Below are 20893 nucleotides of genomic sequence, written 5' to 3'. Positions count from 1 at the left end.
ACCATATCCTTACCCAGAAGTAGCCTCTGGGCGGAGGATTTTGTAGACGGCGGCCATATCGTAGAGGACGTGCATCCCCTGGAATATGGTGATCGGCCCCGGGAATCCATCGCTCTTTCTTGCAAGGAAACCACCGAGCTTCGCAATTTGAATCATGACAGTATAGAGAGAAGGAACCGTGTTTGGGAGTTCGGATGTATTGTTGATCCGACAGTGCAGGCTCTGCCATTCGTGTGGTTCAAAAACAATTTCTGCGGAGAGATCTGGAAGTTCCCTGCCTATGAATGTCAGGAAAAGGATTCTCCATGCGATGATGCTATCGACTGTGATGCATGACATCAGTCGAGCTCCGGTCTTCATCTGTCGGTTTTCAATCTTGCATCCAGATTTGAGGACCTTGAAGAAAGTCTCAATGATCCAGCGATCGGTGTACCATTCCACCTTCTCAACGGCTTCTTCGAAAGTGAGAACCGGCATTGTGGTGAGCAGCATCCATGAAATCCCCTCTTCCTTTTGCGGTGGATTTTTTTCGCATGTATATACTGCATAGAGATCGAAAGATGGATTCTCTTTCACAGGATATCGGTGAAAAGGCCGTCGCATTGTTATCTTTGAGAAGCGTATTTGCAGCGTTGCTTCTCTTGCTTTCTTACCCACCTTTCTTTGAACCTGAATATCATACTCACCGAATACATCTATGGACTCCATGAAATCCCACAAAAAGCCCGAATCCCCGGCCAATTTGCGGTCTTTTGCAGCTCGAACAAGCAAATCAGGCGGATTTTCTGTAGATAGTTTATGATGTTCAAGGAAGAGATCATACATATCTCCTTCGCGATCGCAGACGTTTACGAAGTGAACTTTATCATTCATCTCCTTCTGAATCTCACAGACCTTGCGGTAGCTGTTTATCCATTTCATGCTCTCTTTGTCTTCGAGAGGAGTATTTCTTCTTTCCTCACGTGTGAGTTCAGAAGACCATGTGTTGTCAGGTCTATTCCAGATTTGTAGATCCAGTATTCCGAGCGGTGTGCCTTCGGGAGTAACGGCAAGAGTGGGATGAAGCATAAGTCCTCTTGTAAGGCGATTGCCGGCCGGTCCAATATCGTCGGTAGCGTCACGAGTGCTATAGTCGATCGTCGATGTATCCTGAATCGCAAGAACAAGCTCTCGACCCTCGATCCTTTGCTTCGTAGACTCTGTATGCGGACTTAAAATATTCTGTGAGTTCACCTTGGCGTTGTCAAAGAACCGATACACTCCTTTCGCACCCGCCCAGCTTGCCGACGCCTTTGGAACAGATGCACCCGGCTTCTGCATGAAAGCCTCAGCGACAGCAATGAGTCTGGCGTTCAAACGCGCATCACCGATATTTGCACTGGCGAATTCCTGCGCCCCCCAATTGGCTACTTCGCTATCCAGCTCCTGTGGTTCCTGAGCACTCTGCTGTCGTTTCTTCATGCGACATATTGCGCGGGCTCAAAAACAGTACAAGGAGAAATACTTCTGGGTAAGGATATGCCGCCCCACCCTGGACCGTTTTCTTCTGTGTCTCGCGCCCGGCATAATCCACCTCGTTGACGACATCATCATGCCGCTCGAAGCCGGCATGCTCGTATTCGATCTCGGCATTAAAGAGGATGTTATCGGTGAAGCGATATCCCGTATAGAGGATGAGGCGCTTTACGTCGCCCACACCGGTGCGATAGCGGGACTTATAGCTTTCTCCGGTAATTTCGGCATAGCCGCCGAACGAAAAGCCGTCCTCAACGTGATAGATGGCCGAGGCAGAAGGGCCCATACCCATCACGCTCTTGAACTCTTTTGCCGCCTTCTTCATCTTCGCATGCTCGACCTCTTCTTCAAGAATGTCGACACGCTCTTCAAGCGAGGGTTTTCGTTGCGTCTTTTCCTCCGTTTGCTGTGCAAACAGAGCATAGGGAAACAGTACTGCCGTTACAAGAAGCCATTGAGGCAGGCTCCTCTTTTTAAAATGATAAAACATAATGATCCTCGATTCTTATTTGTTCTGTTGATTCCGTCGAATCAGCGCGGTAGATAGCCGTCGGTCAGCGTGTGCAGAAAGGCCACAAGATCTGCGATCTCCTGATCGCTCAGCTTCAAGTTTCCGAGCTCGTTACAGTTGCGAGTGTCGGGCACTTCCGGTGCATCCCATCCATCGGGGTTACCCGGAGCGCAGGCCGTGTTGTAAAAGCGGACTACGTCCTCCAGCGTGGTAAAAACACCGTTATGCATATAGGGAGCGGTCAGAGCGACGTTGCGTAACGTCTGGACTTTAAAGCGTCCGTCATACTGCGCGTCGTTCAGTACGGCGCCAAGCCCCCGGTCGACGAGAGTTGGGTTCCCGGCGTATGCGGGAATGGTGAGATTGCGCGGCACGCCGATGTTATCGTTTGTGAAGTCGGTGAATAGCGGAGCATCTCCCGTTGAAAGATGGCAGGCCTCGCAATTCCCTTTGAGCGGATCGCGAAAGACGGCAAGGCCGCGTAACTCTGCCGGCGATAGATTCGCCCGTCCTCTGATGTAGGCGTCGAACTTCGACGAGAACGGACTGAATTCCGGCGAACGTTCGTAAGCGGCAATCGCCCGCGACATGGCAACATAGGCCCGATCGACGTCGGCAAAAACATCAGCGCCATACAGAGCGCGAAACCGATCGGCATAGGGGCGATTGCGCAGTTTGTTCACGACGGTGGCGCGATCCGGGTTAGCCATCTCGTCGGGATTCAAGAAGGGCCCGCGTGCCTGTTCTTCGAGATCGGCGGCGCGGTGGTCAAGGAACTGGCCGCCGACGAGAGTGCCGGGCTCGGGATCAAAGAAAGGCAGAGGGCTGAAAAGCGCATACGCCGCCGTCGGTGCGTTGCGCAGCCCGAATCGGCCAGGAACAACGCCCTCAGAGACGCCGCCGGTCATGATCGCAGGCGGGGAGGCAAAGCCGACGCCTTCATCATGGCACGAGGCACAGGACTGTCCGGCCGGTTCTGAGAGAGTATCGTCAGAAAATATCTCCTGTCCGAGCAACTGTTCGGGCGTGAGATCGGGAACGGGAACAGGTGAATACGCTGTAGCGGGAGATGAACTGTTCTCGATACTACAGCTCACCATGAGAATGAGCATACCCGTGACGAGGTATGCTCGTTGGTAGCCTGGGAGCATAGATCCTACCTGTGATTGGTTTTAATTCTGATAACCAGTCTCAAAAATTTTTACAGGCGGTCGATAATTTTTATGGGCGTTTCTCGGGAATTTGTTAGTCTAAGTTCCGTTCAAAAAAGGCCTGAACTTGAGAATCGATCGTTTCCAGGCAATCGTTCAGTGTATGATCCGAATTGAGTAGCATGAGAGCGGCCCGGGCATTCTGCTCTACGAGTATGATGCTATTCTGATACGGGACCGTATCGTCGTGCAGACCATGAAAGATCAGAGTCGGCAGGGGACGGGTAAACGTGGCCTTACGATAAAGCAGGGCATCGGTATAGAGCCCGAAGTGTAGAGGAAGCGCCTGTCCGAGCGCATAATGTTCAATGGGAATGTAGCGATTCTTCTTCCATAGCTTGAAGTTCGGTCCGGCTTTCGATTTGAGGATGCGGTGAAAACCGACGGCCGGCGCAAGCAGCACAAGGCGTCGCACCCGACTGTCCAACCTCGAATAAAGCAGCGAAAGAAAACCGCCCATGCTCGACCCGATGAGTGTGATCGACTCCTTTGCGCTAAAAGTCGAGGTGATCTCGCGCAGCTGCTCAAGCTGGCGTGTTATGGTGAGGTGCGAGAAATCGTCATTGAGGTCGGGGCGCAGGAGAGACAGGCCCCGCCGCTCAAAGGTTTCGGCGAAAAAGCGGGCTTTGGTCGAATCGGAACCGGAGGCAAAGCCGTGCAGATAGATATACTGCACTACCTGTTCCGGTCGAGGATGGCCTGAAGCTCGGCCACCGTCGAGGCATGGTGAACGCTCTGCACGGTCAGCTTTTTTAAAACGAGAATCGTCACAGCCTTCGGCTGCTGCGGGTAGACGTTACCCCGACCTTCATCCTGAATCAGGAGAAGCGAATATGTATAACCTCGCATGCGCGGCATGGCGATCGTTTTCGAAATCAGAAACGGCATGCGATGCACGTCGGCAAGAAGGGCGATATTCTGAGCGGTGAGGAAGTCGTCGTTGCGTTCGTTCATCCATGCATGCATGAGCTTGCCCCCGTCCATGTCGGCAGAGAAGATCAAGAAGCGCAGATTCTCTGAAAGGCGATGCGAGCGATCGTGCTGGTCTTTGAATTCAAGGTCGCTCAGGGTGTGGCCCGGGCCGAGGACCTCTGCACTCAGGACACCGGGTAAAGCAAGAGCCAGAGCCAACAACAGACTGTTTACAGATATTCTGACCGATTTCGTTCTCTGTTTCATGGAAAGCGCTCCTCGATGACGTTCAGAAAGGCCGGGGAGAGGCTTTTGAACGGATTACTTCTGCTCATCATATTCTCAACGGGCGAGGCAGGCGGCGAATCTTTTTCAAAGAGAAAATGGTCGGTTTGAGACAGAACGGCAAACGTATAGCGGGGGCCGAATGTCTTCGCCCGCACCGCATTGCGCTCGATCAGATCGGGCGGAAGCTCTTCGTCGTACTGCGAGGCGAAGTGTTCGATGACGACGCGGCTTTTCTTGAGAACGGATTCGACAAGGTCGACATATGACAGCCGCTTCGCCCGCAGAAGCCATTCTCTGTTATGCGGACGTTGAAAGACCGACCTGGTCCGGCGAAAGGCGACGAGATCCTGGTTAACCTTTTCTTTCAGCATGGCCTTCTGTAATTCGAGCCACTGTTCTTCGGTCAGCTCTTCGTATTCTTTCTGATTGAGCCAGTCCGCCCACTCCTTCTTCACCGTCGTCATAACCTTTTCGTCGACGCCGGTCAGATGCATGGCGTTTGTGATCATCTCGCCGTAGGATTCCAGCAGAGTTCCGTCGTAGGCGCAGCCGAAAAGCATGATCTTCTCGGGTTCGATACCGTATGCGTCGACGGCAAGCAGCGTCGCAAGGCATCCATCGCCGTGGGCCAGGATGGTGATCGGACTCTTCTCTTTTTCGTAGATCTTCTGCGAGTCTCTGTAGGCCTGGAGAGCGACAAAGGCGTCACGAATCTGCTCGGCGATCGTCTGCGGATCGACGTAATGATCGGGCGGCAAACCGGCGTCCTTTCGATCGAAAACGGCCGTATCGACGGAGCGTTCGTTCAGTATCTGGCCCAGCTTGAGGCCGACTCGCGTTTCGAGATGCGTTGTGTTCCAGCGACGATCCATGCGGCGGTCGGGCACGAACAGGAATAAGGCGCGGGGCTGTTCGGTGCGGCTCAGTTCTATTTTGCCGGCCTTACCTGCTTCGAGGCTGACTGACTTGAAGCGATCGTCAAAAGAAACGAAGCTTGCGACGTATGGATAATATCTGAAAAGGCCGATGCCGAGCAGAAGACCCGAGACCAGAATCAGCGAATACAGGATCGTTCTCTGCATGGCATACCTCAGAAGACAAAATAGATAAACTGATGACCTGACTGCGAGAGCGCCGGGAGCAGGAAGCCTCCGGTAATGGCCCCTGCCAGCGGAAGCAGATACGGATCAAAGCGTCGCCAGCGCTCGAAAAATCCCGGCTTATACTGAACGAAATGAAAGAAGATAAGGGCGACGAACATTCCGGCGATGGTGTCGGGTTGCGGTATTTCGGATAACGCAAACACCTGCGATCCGAAAACGGCCGAAAGTGCCGACGTGTCTGCGCCTGTTGAAGCATAGACGTCCATAAGGCGATCGGGCCAGTTGATAAAGAGCCCGCCCAGCATCTGACCCATGATTCTCGTCGATGAGATCAACGTTTCGCCCATCATGACGGGCTGCGACCGGAACATCAGGGCGCCGATAGCGAAAAGCACGAACATAAAAAGGCCTTTCAACAATTTCATGGGCACGTTCTTTTCAGGAACGGTCTTGATACCAAGCACCTGCTCCACAAAGCGTTCGACGGCAAGCAGAATGCCCCACATGCCGCCCCAGAAGATATAGGTGTAGTCGGCGCCATGCCAGAGTCCGCCAAGGGCGAACGTCAGGAACTGGTTAAAGTAGTTGCGCACGACCGAGACTCTGTTGCCGCCGAGCGGAATATAGATGTAGTCGCGAAGCCAGGTCGTAAGAGTAATATGCCAGCGCTGCCACAGCTCGCGCGCCGAAAGCGAGAAGAAAGGCGCTTTGAAGTTTTCGGGAATACTGTAGCCAAGAAGCAGCGCCGAGCCGCGAGCCATATCTGTATAACCCGAGAAGTCGCAGTACACCTGCAAAGAGAAGCTCATGCCGGCGAGAAGAATGGACCAGGATGTGTAAGCAGTCGGATTCCCGAAAACAGGTGCGACATAGTTGCCCATCGGATCGGCAAGCAGAACCTTTTTTATCAGGCCTCCGACAATGAGCCATCCACCGTCGTACATACGTCGAGAGTTCAAAAACGGCTTCTGATCGAGGAAGTCCGTCGAGCGCATGATCGGCCCGGCGATGAGCTGCGGAAAAAAGAGAATGAACAGGAAATAGCTGCTCGCCGTCGGACGGTCCTTGATCGTGCCTCTGTAAACGTCGACGGTGAAGGCGATGATCTGAAACGTATAAAAGCTGATGGCAAGAGGCAGAAAGAGGCCTTTTGCGTCGGGCAGGGCTTCGGCCGGGACGCCAAGGTCGATCAGGAAGCCGAGAAAGAACGCCGCATACTTAAACACGGCAAGGTTGATTAATAAAACGACGACGGTAAATGAAAGCAGACGCTTCTTCGTCTGCTGCTCGGTGGCATCATAGATAGCCCTGTTCATGAAATGGCTGAAGCCGATCGCGGCAAGAAAGTGCAGCGTCCAGCGGATACCGACCCAGCCTTCTCCCGTCAATCCCCAGACAGCGTAGAAGAGCATCGAGCCCATGATCAGCAGGGTGACGCGCCTGGAGGCCGGAATCGTCCAGTAGAGCAGATAAAGCAGGCCGAAAAAGAGCAGATACAGAACGGAGTTGAAAAGCATAAGCCTGTATTGGAAATTTTCTGACCGTCTGTCCTGTCAACCGGTGCTTGATTTCGTAGCGCGACTTATGGCCTCGGTCATGGCAGGCAAAAGCGCTTCTTTTGTGTTTTCAAGCTCGCCTTTTTTCACCTTTTCAAGCAGCTCTTTCAGGATGTCTCCATAGAGCGGCCCGGGTGGAATGCCAAGCGCCATGAAATCCTCGCCTTTGACCTGAAGATCGCGGATCTTCAGCTCGGCCTCTTCGCTGCGTATCTTTTCGACATGGTGCAGGAGTTTGCGAATCTGTGGCGGAAGCATACCGCCCTTGCCGCTTCCCTGGCGATCGGCCATGCGAAGGTCAATGAGGTCGGTCAGCTCTTCAAGCGAAACGCGGGCCAGGAATCGGCGTACCGTGCGATCGGTCCACTCGGCCGTGTAATGGAACATATGATTGCGCACGAGGAATTTCACGCGCTGAATCAGCTCTTTATTGAAGCCGAAGCGATGCAGGATGTTGCCGGTAATCTTTGCTCCGACGACTTCGTGGCTGTGAAAGGTCGGCTCGCCCGAAGAGGTCTGCCGGCGCGTCGGCACCTTGCCGATGTCATGCAGAAGCCCGGCCAGTCGCAGATGCAGATCGTTTCGTTCGACGGAATCGCAGCTGTAGATACAATGATGAAAGATGTCATAACGATGAAAGCGGTTCTGCGTTAATCCCCGACTGGCAGCCAGCTCAGGAAGAAAGGCGTCAAGCAATCCGGCTCGCTCCAGAGTAATAAAGCCCTGGCTGGGACGTGCTCCAGTGACGATCTTCTGTAGCTGCGTACGCAGAAACGACCTATGAAGGGTTTCATCGGGCTTCGCTTCGCGGATGCGCGTGAGCGTTTCGTCGTCGGGCGTGAAGTCGAGCATGGAGGTCATGGCACAGAGCTTGAGCGCCGCGGCCATTGTCAGCTCGGTCGGCGATACGAGGCGCAGAACGCCCCCTTCGTAATCCTGATAGGAAGGCCCCTGCCAGCGGCTCTGATCCCAGTCATAAAATAGATCGTCGACCGATATCTGCAGATCATGGCGGGCCGAAGGATTATGGATCAGCAGATGCACTTCTCGCTCTTCGCAATACTTCGCAGGCAGTACGATTTTGGTTGAATGCTCGGCCATCATCAAATTGCGATCGGCGATATCGTGAAAGATGCGAGGAAGGGCTTCTTTCACATCTATATAGGTTTGCTCATCGGGTTGGAACGAATAAACGGCAAATCCACTGCGCAGGTATTTCAACGACCGCCCGCTCAGATAGGGCAGGAGCGATGGACATAGCCTTTCAAGCAATGCGCGCAGTGATCTGTCTGGATGAAAAAGCGGATGATTGCTGACGAACGGTTTCATCATGGGAATCAGCTTGAAAGAGCCGGGCTTCTGGAGCTGGCTCTTACTAAAAAGAGGTGTCATCATAGGGGAGAAAACAAAAACTGGAGCCACGATGGAAAAAAACCGGTCACCGGCAACCCGTTTCCGTAGGTATCCGTTCGAGCATAAGCAATACGTGGCCTGGGGCGATATGGATGCTTTCAGTCATCTCAATAATGTCGTTTACGTGCGGTACTTTGAGAATGCTCGCGTCGAATTCTTCCGTCGTTTGGGCGTGTGGTCGAACGAGCCCGGTCCGGAGCACGGGCCCGTTATCGTAAACCTGGCCATGCAGTATCGCAAGCAGGTGCGCTATCCTGCCGAGCTTTCGATCACGCTTGGCGTCAGCCGTCTCAAGACGCGCACGTTTTCGTTTGTCTGCGCTATGTTTGACGGGACGGGAGAATGCGTGCATACGGCTGAGGCGGACTTTATGTGGATCCATTTTGAAAAGGCCACGCCGATCAGCGTTCCCGATGAAGTCATTCGAGCCTTCGAGGCGTATCGAGTCTAACTCCGCCGGCAGCAATACTATTTTTCAGGAGATCAGGATGCAGCAAAGTCTGAACGAAAAAAGAAAGGTCACCCGTCATAAAGCCAGCAGGCCGATTCTACTCTCTCTATTTCTTTTCTTCGTCTCATGTGGCGACTCTGCTTTTGGAGCTCCCGTTTATGACGTCGTCGTCGATCCGGGACATGGCGGCGCTCCCGTGCGACGCAACGACGATATGTGGGATCCGATCACACGTCAGTATCTGAACGGCTACAACATGGGTATGCAGTACGGCGAGCATTATGAATATAAGATCGTTCTTGATATTTCAAAGAAGACGCGCACCTATCTCAAGCTGACCGAAACCGAAGACGGCTGGAAACAGTTCGAAAAGCTATTGCGCGAATTTTCCTCGCAGAAAGAATTCAAGCGAGTCGTGCTGCGCTCGCATCTGACGCGCGAAGATAACTGGGACGATCGCGGGCTCTCTGAAGACGACCCCAACGTAAACGTTCCCTACCGGCATTACGATTTTCCAGATCCGAAGAATTCATCGCGCATGGAGCAGGGGCGGCTATCCTATATCAATAGTCTCAAGCCGCAGCTCGTCGTCAGCATTCACTTGAATCCCGCCGGGCCGAAACAATCGGGAGGCATGGCTGCCGTCCTTGCGCCGGGGTATCGCACGTTTGATCAGATGCGCAAGATCACGCTCGGTCAGGCGAAGCCCTCAGCCTACCGCAAGTTGCCCTGGTCCTGCTGCTGGTTACGCAATCAGCCGGGCTGGTCGGATTACGAGGTAGCCATGGCCGATACCTGGGTCTACTTTCACGGCTACTGGACCAATAAAAAGAACACGGAGCCCTGGCTCGAAAAGAATCGCGGCTTCCGCTATAATATGATCACCTGGCGCTATGCCGACGAGCCGGGCTGGGAAAAAGAGGCTGCAAAGAAGGGCCCCGGTCCGTATGCGCTGAAATACTCGGAGTTCCGACCTGAGGGACGATTCTGGGATAGGGAGCGCTCCGAGCCTGAATTCTGGCGTCGCGAGGCCGCCGTAAGAGGCACCCAGACGAAATGGGGCGGCGACAACCACTATGCAAGCGACGAATTGCTGCGTTACTTGCAGTACGGCCTGCGTCAGCTCAGCCCTGAGATGCGCAAACCGGCGGCCATGGGCGGTATCGTTCCTCCGTTTGTGAGCACCTACGGTCTGCCCACATATATCAATGCCATCTCTGCTTATCTCGAGATCGCTCATCTGAACGTGAAGCGGGACCGCCAGATGGTTCTGACAAAACAGGATGAGATCGCCCGGTCGCTGGCGGTCGGCATCTATTCGCTTTTTGCGGGCATGGAGCTGAAAAAGGACTATAAAGGTCCATATCGCCCGGCCGGAAAAGCGCTCGACCTCGGAAAGTACGAGTCATACAAAGAAGGTAACTATTTCAAGATCGTCACAGACTGATCGCTGCCGATACTGTGAGGAGATGGATATGAAACGCGCAATCCCCCTGATGATGCTTCTCAGTGCATCTCTGCTGGCTCAGAGCCCCGAGCAGGGCCCCGATCTCGAACGCTACAGGCCTACAGAAGAACAGGCATGGAAGCTGGCCGAGAATACTCGCGAGATGGGCCGTATCGAAGAGAATATCGCAAAACTTTATGGCGATTTGAAGCTGCTCGGCTATATCTCGGAGTCGGGCGAATCCCTGATTTCGATGCGCACGAGTCATCTGAACCAGTTCGAGCAGCGCGACTCCACGCTCAGCGAGGAGAGCGTGCGTATCGTCTGGAAGAACGGAGCGCCGGCGCAGTTTTCCTTTCGTGTACGCACGGCGACGGTGCGCGGATTGCGTACGGTCGTCACGATTTTTCTGGTCGACAGTGTGCGTGAGGGCAAAGAGGTGCGGGAGCCCGACATTCATTTTATCAGCATGGAAAGCCTGCCTACCGGTCGCGGCAACCTGGTGTATTATATCATGACCCCCTGGAACGCTCCCGTCATCACCGAAAAGACGCGCACCTATAAAGACAGCGGCGTTACGAATACGTATCCTCTGACGCAGCTTCGCGATCCCGATAAAAAGATCGAGGTTATGTTTCGCCTTCTCGACAGCTACAGATACCTCGAACGTCATCTCGACTATCTGATCAGTCGTTCGATTCGCAAAGAATTGAATGACATGAATCGCTATCTTCCAAAGTCGTAACGAACATGAAGCGAATCATCAGCCTCCTTCTTTTCGTCTTCGCCTGTGGGGCGTCACGCGAAGGCGCGAACGACGCCGCCGCGCGGTATTCCATCTCTCCGCGGATTGAAGCCGGCGACGTCGAACGATTGAAAGATCAGGCCGGTCCCTACGAACAGGCGCTTCGAAAACGCGCGGCGCAGATCACGGCCTCTTTACCGCTCGAAAAGAAGGTCGGGCAGATCATCCATGTCGGTTTGTACGGCAAAACGGCCTCTTCTTCCATTGAAGACGTCATCAAGCGCTATCATCCCGGTGGTGTTATCCTTTTTGCCGCGAACATCGGTCGCTCCGCCGAGGTGAAAAAACTGAACGCCGATTTGCAGAAGATGTCGCTTGCCCATACGGGCATTCCGCTCTTGATCAGCATCGATCAGGAAGGCGGCCGCGTCATTAGAGTCAGCGAGGGCGTAACCGACTTTCCGGGCATGATGGCTCTCGGTCAGAGCGGAGATCCGCGGCTGGCCTATGTTACGGGCTTCGTTACGGCCCGTGAGCTGCGCGCTCTCGGTTTTAATTTTCTGTTTGCTCCCGTTCTCGATGTGAACAACAATCCTGATAACCCCGTTATCAATACAAGGTCGCCCGGTAGCGACCCGGCGCTTGTTTCAGATATCGGAACGGCCTATATGCTCGGCGCCATGGATGCTCGCTCTCTGCCGACGATAAAACACTTTCCCGGGCATGGCGATACAAACACCGACAGCCACTACGCTCTTCCCGTGATCCGTCGTACGGAAGCCCAGCTTCACGAAGTCGAGCTGCCGCCTTTCAAAAAAGCCATCGATGCCGGAGCGCCTGCCGTTATGGTCGCTCATATCCTTTTCGAGCAGCTTGACGGCAAGAATCCGTCGACGCTCAGTCCGGCCATCGTCGACGGCCTGCTTCGTAAAAAGCTGGGATTCAAAGGCATCGTCATCACCGACGCCATGGAGATGAAGGCGGTGGCCGATCGTTATCCTATGGGCGAGGCGGCCGTGAAAGCGGTAAAGGCAGGCGTCGATATCACCTTGCTCACAGCGCAGAGCGATCATATTCGCCAGATTCACGAACGCCTGATGCTGGCGGTTGCAAATAAAGAGATCGATGAGGCTGCGATCGATGCGGCCGTCGAGCGACAGATCTTTGAGAAGCTGAAAAACGGAACGGGCGATGCGCTCTGGACAGGAGAGGGTCTGCTGCAAAAGGCCGACGAGGCCGAGACGACACTGCTGCGTGAATACGAAGAGTTGCTCGAAAAGAGGGCCGTAGCGCTCGAAGCGGCGATGCAGGCGGAGTTTGGCGAGCACCCGGATCGAGCCATTCTATTCAAGGCCGTGCGATCGTTGCGCAGAGACTTTCCGGGCGCCGGCTCTCCGTCGAAGCTTTTCGTCTTCTATCGCAGCCGGGCCGTTAAGGAAGAGGCGCTTGCCGTCGGAGTTCCGCCCTCGCAGGTGCTACCGCTTTTCAATGTCCGCCAGCTCTGGATACGGGCCGATCAGGCGGCTTACAGAGGGAACTGGATCGTTGAGCTAACCGAGGGCGATATCGCTGCCTGGAATTCGCTCTCCTACAGAGCAGGGAAAAGAACCGTTGTCGGTCTGCTGCCCGGATCTCCCTTTCTTCCGTTTCGAATAACGGATCATGCCTTTGTCTTATGTACGTTTGCCCCGCAGCGAGAAGGGCTGCGTGCGATGATGCGACGTTCTCTTGGCGCTGTGCCTGCTACGACGGTTAAGCTGAAAGAGCAGAAGGGATAATCCGATACTGAGACTCATTCCAATAATGACAAAAATTTTATACCCCCATGGGGTTCCACAGGGAAAATCCATTTTACATGCAAGTACATACGAATTCTGTTAGCTGATGCGGAAGTCCGCACTCATATCAGTAATAGAAAATGGAGGCCTCTCGATGGATCAAATCTCCCGTAAGGATTTTCTTGTAAAAGGACTTGTAACAGGTGCAGCAGTAGCCGGCGCCGGTGCAATCCTTGCCGCTTGCAAAAAAGAAGAAAAGAAGGCAGAAGCGCCGGCAGCGTCGTGCAACGACACAACCGGTCTTACGCCCGAAGATATTCAGCAGCGCACGAATCTTCAGTATGTAGACCAGACCGCTGATCCGGCGAAGCGTTGTGACAACTGCGCGCTTTACATCGCCGCGGCTGCAGGCGCTGCCTGTGGCGGTTGCAACCTGATCAAGGGACCGATCAACCCGGCTGGCTACTGTGCCTCGTGGGTAGCAAAAAGCTAATCCGCTTTTAATTAAAGCGGCCTTCGGGCCGCTTTTTGTTTATTTGCCTGCCGCCGCGCAGCTCAACGCTCCCCGAATCAACGATTCCAGCGTTCTGCCGTTTTCAACGCAAGCTGTAAGAAGCGATCCAATCCGGCTCGGTAGATATCGGCGCCGATCAATCTGCCCTGCTCGTCGACGTTCTTCTCGGTCTCATGGCTTTCAAAAAGCGCCGGCGCAACGACGGACGATTGCCCGAGAAAGCTGATAAGCTTGTTCAGAAGCTGCTGTGTTTCAAGCGCCGGGCGACGCCCGCCTCTGCCCGAAGAAACGCCGATTACCGCGAAGACCCTGCCGTCGAAAAGATGAGCAAAGGCCGTCTTTCCCGTTTGATGCCAGGCATCGATCCATTCACCGGGCATGATCCAGTTATACTCAGGTACGATACAGATAACAAGCTGTGCCGCGTTCAACGTATTAACCCAGCGCTGCTGAAAGGCCGTCAGCGAGTCGGGTCGAAGGTCGCCCCGGCCAACCATGGGGATGTCGTTATCGTGAAAGTCGATCAGCGTCGTGGTATGCTCGGTGGTGTAAGAAGTCTCGATCTGTAGCTTTACGGCCTTTGCTACGCGAAGCGAGGCGGAGTCTGCTCGCGGTGAGGCAGAGAGAATAGCGATGTTCATCCTGCTTAAAGTAATAAAGACGACGTAACCGGTCAATGAAACGGCAAAAATAGCTCTTCGCGGTTTCGTTGTTGACGCCCTCCGCTTTGGCCGGGGATTGAACCCAGGCTATGAACCGACTCTCCTCTGTGCTGCTCCGACTGTTTCAGTCCGTGTGGTCCTTCTACATCTTAAAAAAGAACCATCTTCTCTTTGTCACGGGCGCTCTGCTTCTTCTGGCGGGCGGCTACATCTTGTTTCATGCACGTGAATCCGCTACCACGGCTCCCGTTCATGCAGACAGTACTCCGGCATTGCAGCTTCCCGAAGGCGGGCGTCTCGTCGACGGACGAATCGTGCATGAATGCAAGGATGGCGATACGGCGCAGAAGCTCATGCGGCTTTATTATTCGCATTCGCGCATCTTTGTGCGCGACGATCTGAAAGAAGCGCTGGTGCGCGAGAACTCAGCTCTTTCATCCCGGCATGGCTGTAAAAATGGCGACCTGGTCAGCATTCCCGAGCCCGTCATCGAGCCATTGAAGAACAGGCCGCTTCAGATGACCGGGCCGATTCGAGCGATTTATCTGCGCGGCGAGAATGCCGTTCCGGGTCGACTCTCGGCCGAAGTCCGTCGCATGAAGCGGGTCAACGCTAACAGCGTCGTCTTCGACGTGAAGGACATTTTAGGCGTCGTGAACTATAAGTCATCCGTTGCCGAGGTGGAGAAATACCGCCGTCATCCGGCGCCCATTCCCGATCTGCCCAAGATGATCGACTATCTTCATCGCAACGGCATCTATGTGATCGCTCGCACGGCGATGTTTCAAGACGAGAACCTGTCTACAGTGCGGCCGGATCTCGCCATCCCCGATCGCAATTCTCCGACCGGTCGATTGCTTTTTAAAGGGCGACCACTCTGGGTAGATCCCGGGCATCCTGAGGTCCAGCTTTACAATCTGAAAATCATTCACGAGCTCGTGCAGCTCGGCGTCGATGAGATTCAGCTCGATTATATCCGCTACCCTGCTGAAGGCGATCTGAGCGGCGTGAGCTATTTTCAGGTGAAGAATCCGCTGGATAAAACGCAGCATCTGAAGGAGTTTCTGGCCGCTGCCTGGATCCTCACGCGCACTACGGACGTGAAGCTGGCGGTGGACGTCTTCGGAGTCGTGGCCTGGGGCGAAGAGGCCGACCGCAACAGCACCGGTCAGCGTCTTGAGGCCTTTGCTCCGTATGTGGACGTCGTATCGCCGATGCTCTATCCATCGCATTTCAATCGCGGCTTTGACGGTTTCGAGCAGCCTGCCGATGAACCTGTGTATTTCTACAAAGTGGGCAATCAGAAGGTGCGCGAGATGATGGGCGCAAACGTCGTCATCCGGCCGTGGCTGCAGGCCTTCAAATGGCGTGTGAGCAACTACAACGAAAGCTACATCCTGCGACAGATCCAGGGCAGCGATGCCGGCGGCGGAGAAGGCTGGATGATGTGGAATGCCGGTAACGAGTATGATGTCGTTTACAGGGCGCTGGCCGGTGAGAGAACGGTCGAGCTTGTCGACCATATCGACCCGCAATCATCAGAAAAAGTAAATTGACTCCGGATGCCTGGAAAGAGATCCTGCAGCCGAACGCGCAATAGCTCCATAAACCATCCTGAATGCCGGATGCCGGTGTTCGGGAGCATAGCTTCAAAAAGAAAAGGCCCGAAATGAGCGAAAAGACCATCCGCTATCTGAAAGAAACCAGTCCCTTTATTCGCAGCTTTGCCTGCACCCATGTGAGCATTCTCATCGTCTGTCGCGGGCCGATCCGCAAAGAGGCGATGGACGTGTTCGATTCACTGGGCGTCCGGTATGGCATTCTTCTTTCTGAGAAGGATTCGGTTACCTATCCGGTGACGCTCGCACCCGAGATCCGCCAGATCCCCGACCAGAATCGGGTGCATCGCATTCCCGATTATACCGGGGCGAATCGTGAAGAGCGACTGCAGCGTATCGACAACATCATCCAGATCTGTAAGGTTAACTCCTACACGCATATTTTCGCGGGTTACGGCTTCATGGCCGAAGATGCCGAGTTCGTCGAGTCGATCGAGAAGGCCGGTCTGGGCTTTGTCGGTCCCGCCGCTCGCGTACACCACAGTCTTGGCGCAAAAGACCAGGCGAAGAAGCTCGCACGTAAGGTCGGCGTCTCGGTTACGCCCGGTCTTGATAACATCACGTCGGTCGCCTTTCTTGCAAAGGCGGGCGGAAGCCTTGATGGCATGCTGAAGCTTGCGAAAGAGCAGGGCGTGAATCCCGATATGAGCGTGATCGACGCCTGCGAAACGCTTGAAGAAAAGGCGGAGCTTATTCTTGAAGCGGGATATCATAAAGGCGTCGGGCTGATCTCCACCGAAGAGCTGCAGGAACAGGCTCGCAAAGAGGTCGATCGCATTCTTAAAGAAAACCCCGGTCGTCGCATTCGACTGAAGTATATCGGCGGAGGCGGCGGTAAGGGACAGCGCATCGTGAGTTCCGCCGATGAAGTCCCCGGCATGGCGCTTGAAGTGTTAGCCGAATCGAAGGCTCTCGGTCCGGCCGATAACAAGAACTTTCTCATTGAGATGAATATCGAGAATACGCGTCACAATGAGATCCAGCTTATCGGGAACGGAAAGTGGGCCATCGCTCTCGGTGGACGTGACTGCTCCGTTCAGATGTACGAGCAGAAGTTAGTCGAGCTCTCGATCACCGACGAGCTCTATGCGGCCGAGATCGAGCGCATGCGTAACGCCGGCAAAGAATCCTGGGCGAAGTCCATGGAAGCCGATCGCGGTATGCTTCGTGAGATGGAGATGCAGGCCGAACGTCTTGCAGAAACCGTCGGATTGAATTCCGCTTCGACCTTTGAATGTATCGTATCGGGCCACAGCTTTTATTTCATGGAAGTGAATACCCGTATTCAGGTGGAGCATCGCGTCACCGAGATGGTGTATGGACTGCGCTTCCGTAATCCCGAGAATCCGGCCGAGTACTTCGACGTCGAATCGCTTGTTGAGGCTATGGTGCTCTGCGCCGCACATGGCGAGAAGCTTCCGCGACCGGAACGCTATCTGCGCAGCCCGGCCGGCGGCGAGGTGCGTCTGAATGCTATGAACGACGCCCTGCAGCCGCATGCAGGCGGCGTTATTGAATTCTGGTCGAATCCGATCGAGCATGAGATTCGCGACGACCAGGGCATTTCGATTCGCAACCCCGATACGGGCGCCTTCATCCATTATCATCTGGCCGGCGCCTATGATTCGAATATCGCCCTTATCGTTACGTATGGCAAAGATCGCAACGAGAACCTGGAGCGGCTCGGGAACATCCTGCGCAGCATGGAGCTGCGCGGCACCGATCTTGCGACGAACCGCGAGTTCCACATGGGTCTCATCTACTTTTTGCTCGGCCTTGATGGAATGGCCCGTCCCGATACGAAGTTCGCCGTGCCGTATCTCGCCGCGGCCGGTAACCTGGCCGCCGAATCGAACCTGATCGACGTGGAGTATGCCTGGAGTAGTTATGCGAAGTGGGCCGTTAAGGCCTACGGAGCCGATGCCAGTTCCGTGGTCGGCGCGAAGATGACGCTCATCAGCCGCCCGATCGAGCATCTTCTGCACAGCCCGCATCTTCTTGCCGGATGGCTCGGTTATCATCGCAAGCGTACCTATGAGATCGTGAACGGAAAGGTGCGCTGGCTGCGCAATCCGCTTCAGCTGCTTGAAGAGCTCTATCAGTACCTTCACCTTGAATGGCGTGATGCTCCTCCGCTTCAGCGCATCTGGGAGTATGATCGTCAGCTGCTCGACCAGGGCCTTCAGTTCTATGCCGATCTGCAGTCTCGTATAGACTCTTCGTTTGCGGCCGATTTTACGGCGCTTGATGAGGCGATCCGAGGCGGCAAGCTTCCGGGCGTCGATGGTTCGCTGATCGCTGCCGTGCAGGCCGCTCATGCCGGATGGCAGGCCGGGCTTGAACTGCTTCAGTTGCCGATCCTTGCAGGCATGCGATCCAATATCCTTGATATCGTACTGGACGACGATCTGAACCCGGTCTTTCCCGAGAAGTTCCTGAAGCCCGAGAATCAGAAGGCGATGATTCGCAATCTTGCTCCGCCGCCGGCCGCTGCCGCCGATACGATCGTCGCGCCGACGGGCGGTATGATCTATTTCCGGGAGACGCCGGCGCATCCGCCCTATGTCGATACGGGGGATCATTTCGACGCCGGTAAGCCCATCTTCATCATCGAGGTGATGAAGATGTTTAACAAGATACCGGCCGAATTCGCCGGCACGATCGTCGAGAAGCTCGTACATGACGACGGCGTCGTTGTGAAGAAAGGCCAGCCGATCTTCCGCGTGAAGCCCGACGAAGAGATCATCATCGAGACGCCCGCCGAGAAAGAGGCGAAGCGTCGCAAGTACACCGATGAGATTCTGAGCTCGCTTTTGAGCTGATCGTTTGTTATCTTTTCCCGATGGAACTGCAGGAAGGGCCGATCTGCCACTGTACCCGCATGGGGCGGCGTCAGATGCGGCGATTCCTTGCCGAGAAATCGGGTGCGGCAAAGGCTGAAAAAGAGCTGCCTTCGCTCATTGATTTTCAGCGGGCGACCGGCGCCGGCCGTCGTTGTACAGGATGTGCGCTTGATCTCGCCCGGGCCTTCGATATAGAACGCAAAAGGCGGGCGGCTGAGATCAGCGAGCAACCTCTGCTCTGGTCGGAGTTATGAATCCGTGAAAACGATCGCTCGAACCGGCACTGTTCGCTCTCCCGCTCCCCGGGTCTCAGATTCGCCGGCTACCGGTATTCGGTTAAACACGCATCATTCAACGGTCTTCTGGTGGAGTTCTCTGGCGGGCCGATTTCTGCTTCGTTACCGGGACTTCCGACATGCGCGTAAGTTCTCCTATCTGGGGTTACGACGTCACGCCGTAACGTATGAAGGGCAGCGATTCGTCTACTACTCAGCAGATCGCGTTGATGACCGGCCGACGCTTGTGCTTTTGCATGGATTCCTTGATCGTGGATTCGCCTTCAGGCACGTAATCGCCCCGCTTATTCGCGACTATCGCGTCATCGTCGTCGATCTTCCAGGTCACGGCGGCTCAGCGCTGCCGGCGCTTCGCGAGGCATGGACCGGTCCGGCTCTCTATCGGTCGCTGTATCGGTTCCTACGCAATCTCTGTAACGAACCCGTTCATCTGTTAACGCATTCCATGGGTGGATTACTGGCGTTGCAAATGCATCTGTATGCTCGACGTTTGAACGAGATGCCTTTTCTATCTCTGTGTGCGATCGCTCCAGGCGCGCTTCTGCTTCCCGAGGCGGAGCTTGACGATCTGCGTCGCCGCTTCTTTCCTCAATCGACAGCGGAGGTGCGCTCATTGCTTGCGGAGCTGCATCACGGCCTCGCAGAGCGAGCGGATGAGATTCCCGAATTTGTTCTACGGGGCCTGCTGTATCGCTGGTCGACGCCTGGATTCCGGTATCTGGCCGAGAATACGATGGAGCGGCCCGACGAGGTCTTCTTAACGGAGAAGCAGCTGAGGCAGTGCCATCTGCCGGTGACGCTCATCTGGGGGGCCGAGGACCGCATCGTTCCGCTCGCAAGGGGGCGTCAGATGGCGAAAGCGTTACAGGCGCAATTGCATATCGTGCCGGGAGTCGGCCACAATATGCTTTCAGAGAGCCCTGATGCAGTTGTGAGAGAGGCGGTTACACACCTGCAGCAGTTCTACCATCAGTCGGTGCGCCGCTCGCGGCGATAAAAGGACAGACTGCCTTCAGGCGTGGATCTCTCCGTGAGAGAGATAGTTCTGCACATAGTCCGTTATCGCTTCGGTTAACGGAGTGATCGACTGCGAATAGCCGGCCTTGCGTATTTTTTCGATCGGCGCCTGCGTGAAATACTGATAGTTCGGCCGCAGCGACTCGGGCATGTCGATAAAGACGATCTTCGGCTTCATCGACAGGGCGGCAAAGATGGCCTGACCGAGATCGATCCATGTAGAGGCGACGCCGCTGCCGACGTTGAAAAGCCCCGAGACGCCCGGTGCGTCAAGAAGCAGGAAGATCGTCATTCGGGCGGCGTCTTTTACATAGAGAAAGTCGCGCACCTGTTTGCCGTCGCCGTAATCGGGATGATAGCTCTTGAAAAGGCGAAGCTCGCCCGTTTCGCGAATCTGTCTGTAGCCGCGCAGAACCATCGAGATCATCGGGCCTTTATGCGATTCGTTCGGGCCGAAAATATTGAAATACTTGATGCCGGCAAAACCAGAAAAGCCGCGGCGTTTCAGATAGAGGTCGAAGATCTGCTTTGAATAGCCGTAAGGGTTGAGCGGCCGCAGTTTTTCGATCGATGCCTCGTCATCAACGAAGCCGTTCTCTCCGTCGCCATAGGTGGCAGCACTTGAGGCATAGACCATTCGTATCTTCTGCGCTTCGGCTCGTTCGGCCAATCGCTTCGAGAAGCGAAAGTTATTCTCGATCAGGTACGAGGCATCCATCTCTATAGTGGAGCTGCATGCGCCCAGATGCACGATGCCTTTGATCTCTTTCCAGAGCGGATGATCCTGGTCGAGAAAGCGTCTTTCAAAATCGTCTTTTTCAAGATAATCGATGAAGCGCAACGATCTGAGGTTCTTCCATTTCTCGCTCGTTCCAAGATGGTCGACGAGAAGCAGGTCGGCCTCGCCACGCTCGTTCAGCTCTCGAACGACTGCGCTGCCGATGAGTCCGGCGGCTCCGGTTACCAGGATCATAGTGCAGAGATATCGGACGGCGTCGCTCTGTAAAGAACG

General features: G+C 54.8%; 19 protein-coding genes. 9 read left to right on the top strand and 10 right to left on the bottom strand.

Annotation, left to right across the window (positions count from 1 at the left end):
• Nucleotides 1-9 precede the first annotated feature (9 nt).
• From LEPIL_RS14285 to LEPIL_RS22275, 8 genes are all read right to left on the bottom strand, one after another.
• Nucleotides 10-1461 carry an IS4 family transposase gene (locus LEPIL_RS14285; RefSeq protein WP_002773431.1) on the bottom strand — a complete coding sequence of 484 codons (1452 nt, stop codon included), beginning with the start codon at nt 1459-1461 and terminating at the stop codon, nt 10-12.
• Nucleotides 1415-2005: a hypothetical protein gene (locus tag LEPIL_RS14280; RefSeq protein ID WP_040918887.1), complete on the bottom strand. Its 591-nt coding sequence runs from the start codon at nt 2003-2005 to the stop codon at nt 1415-1417. The genes LEPIL_RS14285 and LEPIL_RS14280 overlap by 47 nt, the downstream gene beginning before the upstream one ends.
• Before the next feature lie 41 nt (nt 2006-2046).
• Nucleotides 2047-3177, bottom strand: coding sequence for a cytochrome-c peroxidase (locus LEPIL_RS14275; protein ID WP_002773430.1), 1131 nt, complete (start codon nt 3175-3177; stop codon nt 2047-2049).
• A gap of 94 nt (nt 3178-3271) precedes the next feature.
• Nucleotides 3272-3913 carry a YqiA/YcfP family alpha/beta fold hydrolase gene (locus LEPIL_RS14270; RefSeq protein ID WP_002773429.1) on the bottom strand — a complete coding sequence of 214 codons (642 nt, stop codon included), beginning with the start codon at nt 3911-3913 and terminating at the stop codon, nt 3272-3274.
• Nucleotides 3913-4416 carry a hypothetical protein gene (locus LEPIL_RS14265; protein WP_002773428.1) on the bottom strand — a complete coding sequence of 168 codons (504 nt, stop codon included), beginning with the start codon at nt 4414-4416 and terminating at the stop codon, nt 3913-3915. Before LEPIL_RS14265 ends, LEPIL_RS14270 begins: the two co-directional genes overlap by 1 nt.
• On the bottom strand, nt 4413-5519 hold the full coding sequence (locus LEPIL_RS14260) for a hypothetical protein (RefSeq protein WP_002773427.1): 1107 nt from the start codon (nt 5517-5519) through the stop codon (nt 4413-4415). Before LEPIL_RS14260 ends, LEPIL_RS14265 begins: the two co-directional genes overlap by 4 nt.
• 8 nt (nt 5520-5527) lie before the next feature.
• The gene (locus LEPIL_RS14255) at nt 5528-7057 is read right to left on the bottom strand and encodes an MBOAT family O-acyltransferase (RefSeq protein WP_002773426.1); all 1530 of its coding nucleotides are present in this window, start codon (nt 7055-7057) and stop codon (nt 5528-5530) included.
• 36 nt (nt 7058-7093) lie between these two features.
• The gene (locus LEPIL_RS22275) at nt 7094-8491 is read right to left on the bottom strand and encodes an HD domain-containing protein (protein ID WP_002773424.1); all 1398 of its coding nucleotides are present in this window, start codon (nt 8489-8491) and stop codon (nt 7094-7096) included.
• A gap of 28 nt (nt 8492-8519) precedes the next feature.
• Between LEPIL_RS22275 and LEPIL_RS14245 the strand changes: the two genes are divergently transcribed.
• From LEPIL_RS14245 to LEPIL_RS14225, 5 genes are all read left to right on the top strand, one after another.
• The gene (locus LEPIL_RS14245) at nt 8520-8960 is read left to right on the top strand and encodes an acyl-CoA thioesterase (RefSeq protein ID WP_002773422.1); all 441 of its coding nucleotides are present in this window, start codon (nt 8520-8522) and stop codon (nt 8958-8960) included.
• A gap of 37 nt (nt 8961-8997) precedes the next feature.
• Entirely contained in the window at nt 8998-10407 is a 1410-nt protein-coding gene (locus LEPIL_RS14240) for an N-acetylmuramoyl-L-alanine amidase CwlD (protein WP_002773421.1), read from the top strand.
• 28 nt (nt 10408-10435) lie between these two features.
• Entirely contained in the window at nt 10436-11152 is a 717-nt protein-coding gene (locus LEPIL_RS14235) for a hypothetical protein (protein WP_002773419.1), read from the top strand.
• A gap of 5 nt (nt 11153-11157) precedes the next feature.
• A complete protein-coding gene (locus LEPIL_RS14230) occupies nt 11158-12930 on the top strand; it encodes a glycoside hydrolase family 3 protein (RefSeq protein ID WP_002773418.1) in 1773 nt (590 codons plus the stop codon).
• Between the two features lie 154 nt (nt 12931-13084).
• Nucleotides 13085-13423 carry a high-potential iron-sulfur protein gene (locus LEPIL_RS14225; RefSeq protein ID WP_002773417.1) on the top strand — a complete coding sequence of 113 codons (339 nt, stop codon included), beginning with the start codon at nt 13085-13087 and terminating at the stop codon, nt 13421-13423.
• Nucleotides 13424-13500: 77 nt separating this feature from the next.
• On the opposite strand, the gene LEPIL_RS14220 is transcribed toward LEPIL_RS14225, so the two are convergent.
• On the bottom strand, nt 13501-14085 hold the full coding sequence (locus tag LEPIL_RS14220) for an NADPH-dependent FMN reductase (protein ID WP_002773416.1): 585 nt from the start codon (nt 14083-14085) through the stop codon (nt 13501-13503).
• 110 nt (nt 14086-14195) lie between these two features.
• Between LEPIL_RS14220 and LEPIL_RS14215 the strand changes: the two genes are divergently transcribed.
• The 4 genes from LEPIL_RS14215 (at nt 14196) to LEPIL_RS14200 (ending at nt 19861) form a co-directional block, all read left to right on the top strand.
• Complete coding sequence (locus LEPIL_RS14215; protein ID WP_002773415.1) at nt 14196-15662, top strand: putative glycoside hydrolase; 1467 nt, start codon at nt 14196-14198, stop codon at nt 15660-15662.
• A 113-nt stretch (nt 15663-15775) separates the two neighbouring features.
• Nucleotides 15776-18547, top strand: coding sequence for an ATP-binding protein (locus LEPIL_RS14210; protein ID WP_002773414.1), 2772 nt, complete (start codon nt 15776-15778; stop codon nt 18545-18547).
• 20 nt (nt 18548-18567) lie between these two features.
• Nucleotides 18568-18822, top strand: a complete 255-nt coding sequence (locus LEPIL_RS14205) for a hypothetical protein (protein ID WP_002773413.1) — start codon at nt 18568-18570, stop codon at nt 18820-18822.
• Nucleotides 18823-18826: 4 nt separating this feature from the next.
• The gene (locus tag LEPIL_RS14200) at nt 18827-19861 is read left to right on the top strand and encodes an alpha/beta fold hydrolase (protein ID WP_002773406.1); all 1035 of its coding nucleotides are present in this window, start codon (nt 18827-18829) and stop codon (nt 19859-19861) included.
• A 15-nt stretch (nt 19862-19876) separates the two neighbouring features.
• Here LEPIL_RS14200 and rfaD read toward each other — a convergent pair whose 3' ends face one another.
• Nucleotides 19877-20854: an ADP-glyceromanno-heptose 6-epimerase gene (gene rfaD / locus LEPIL_RS14195; RefSeq protein ID WP_002773404.1), complete on the bottom strand. Its 978-nt coding sequence runs from the start codon at nt 20852-20854 to the stop codon at nt 19877-19879.
• Nucleotides 20855-20893: the final 39 nt, after the last annotated feature.

The organism is Leptonema illini DSM 21528 (assembly GCF_000243335.1).
Taxonomy (GTDB): Bacteria; Spirochaetota; Leptospiria; order Leptospirales; family Leptonemataceae; genus Leptonema; species Leptonema illini.
The sequence above is the reverse complement of the archived record's forward strand: the minus strand, read 5'-3'. Positions and strand labels throughout refer to the sequence as shown.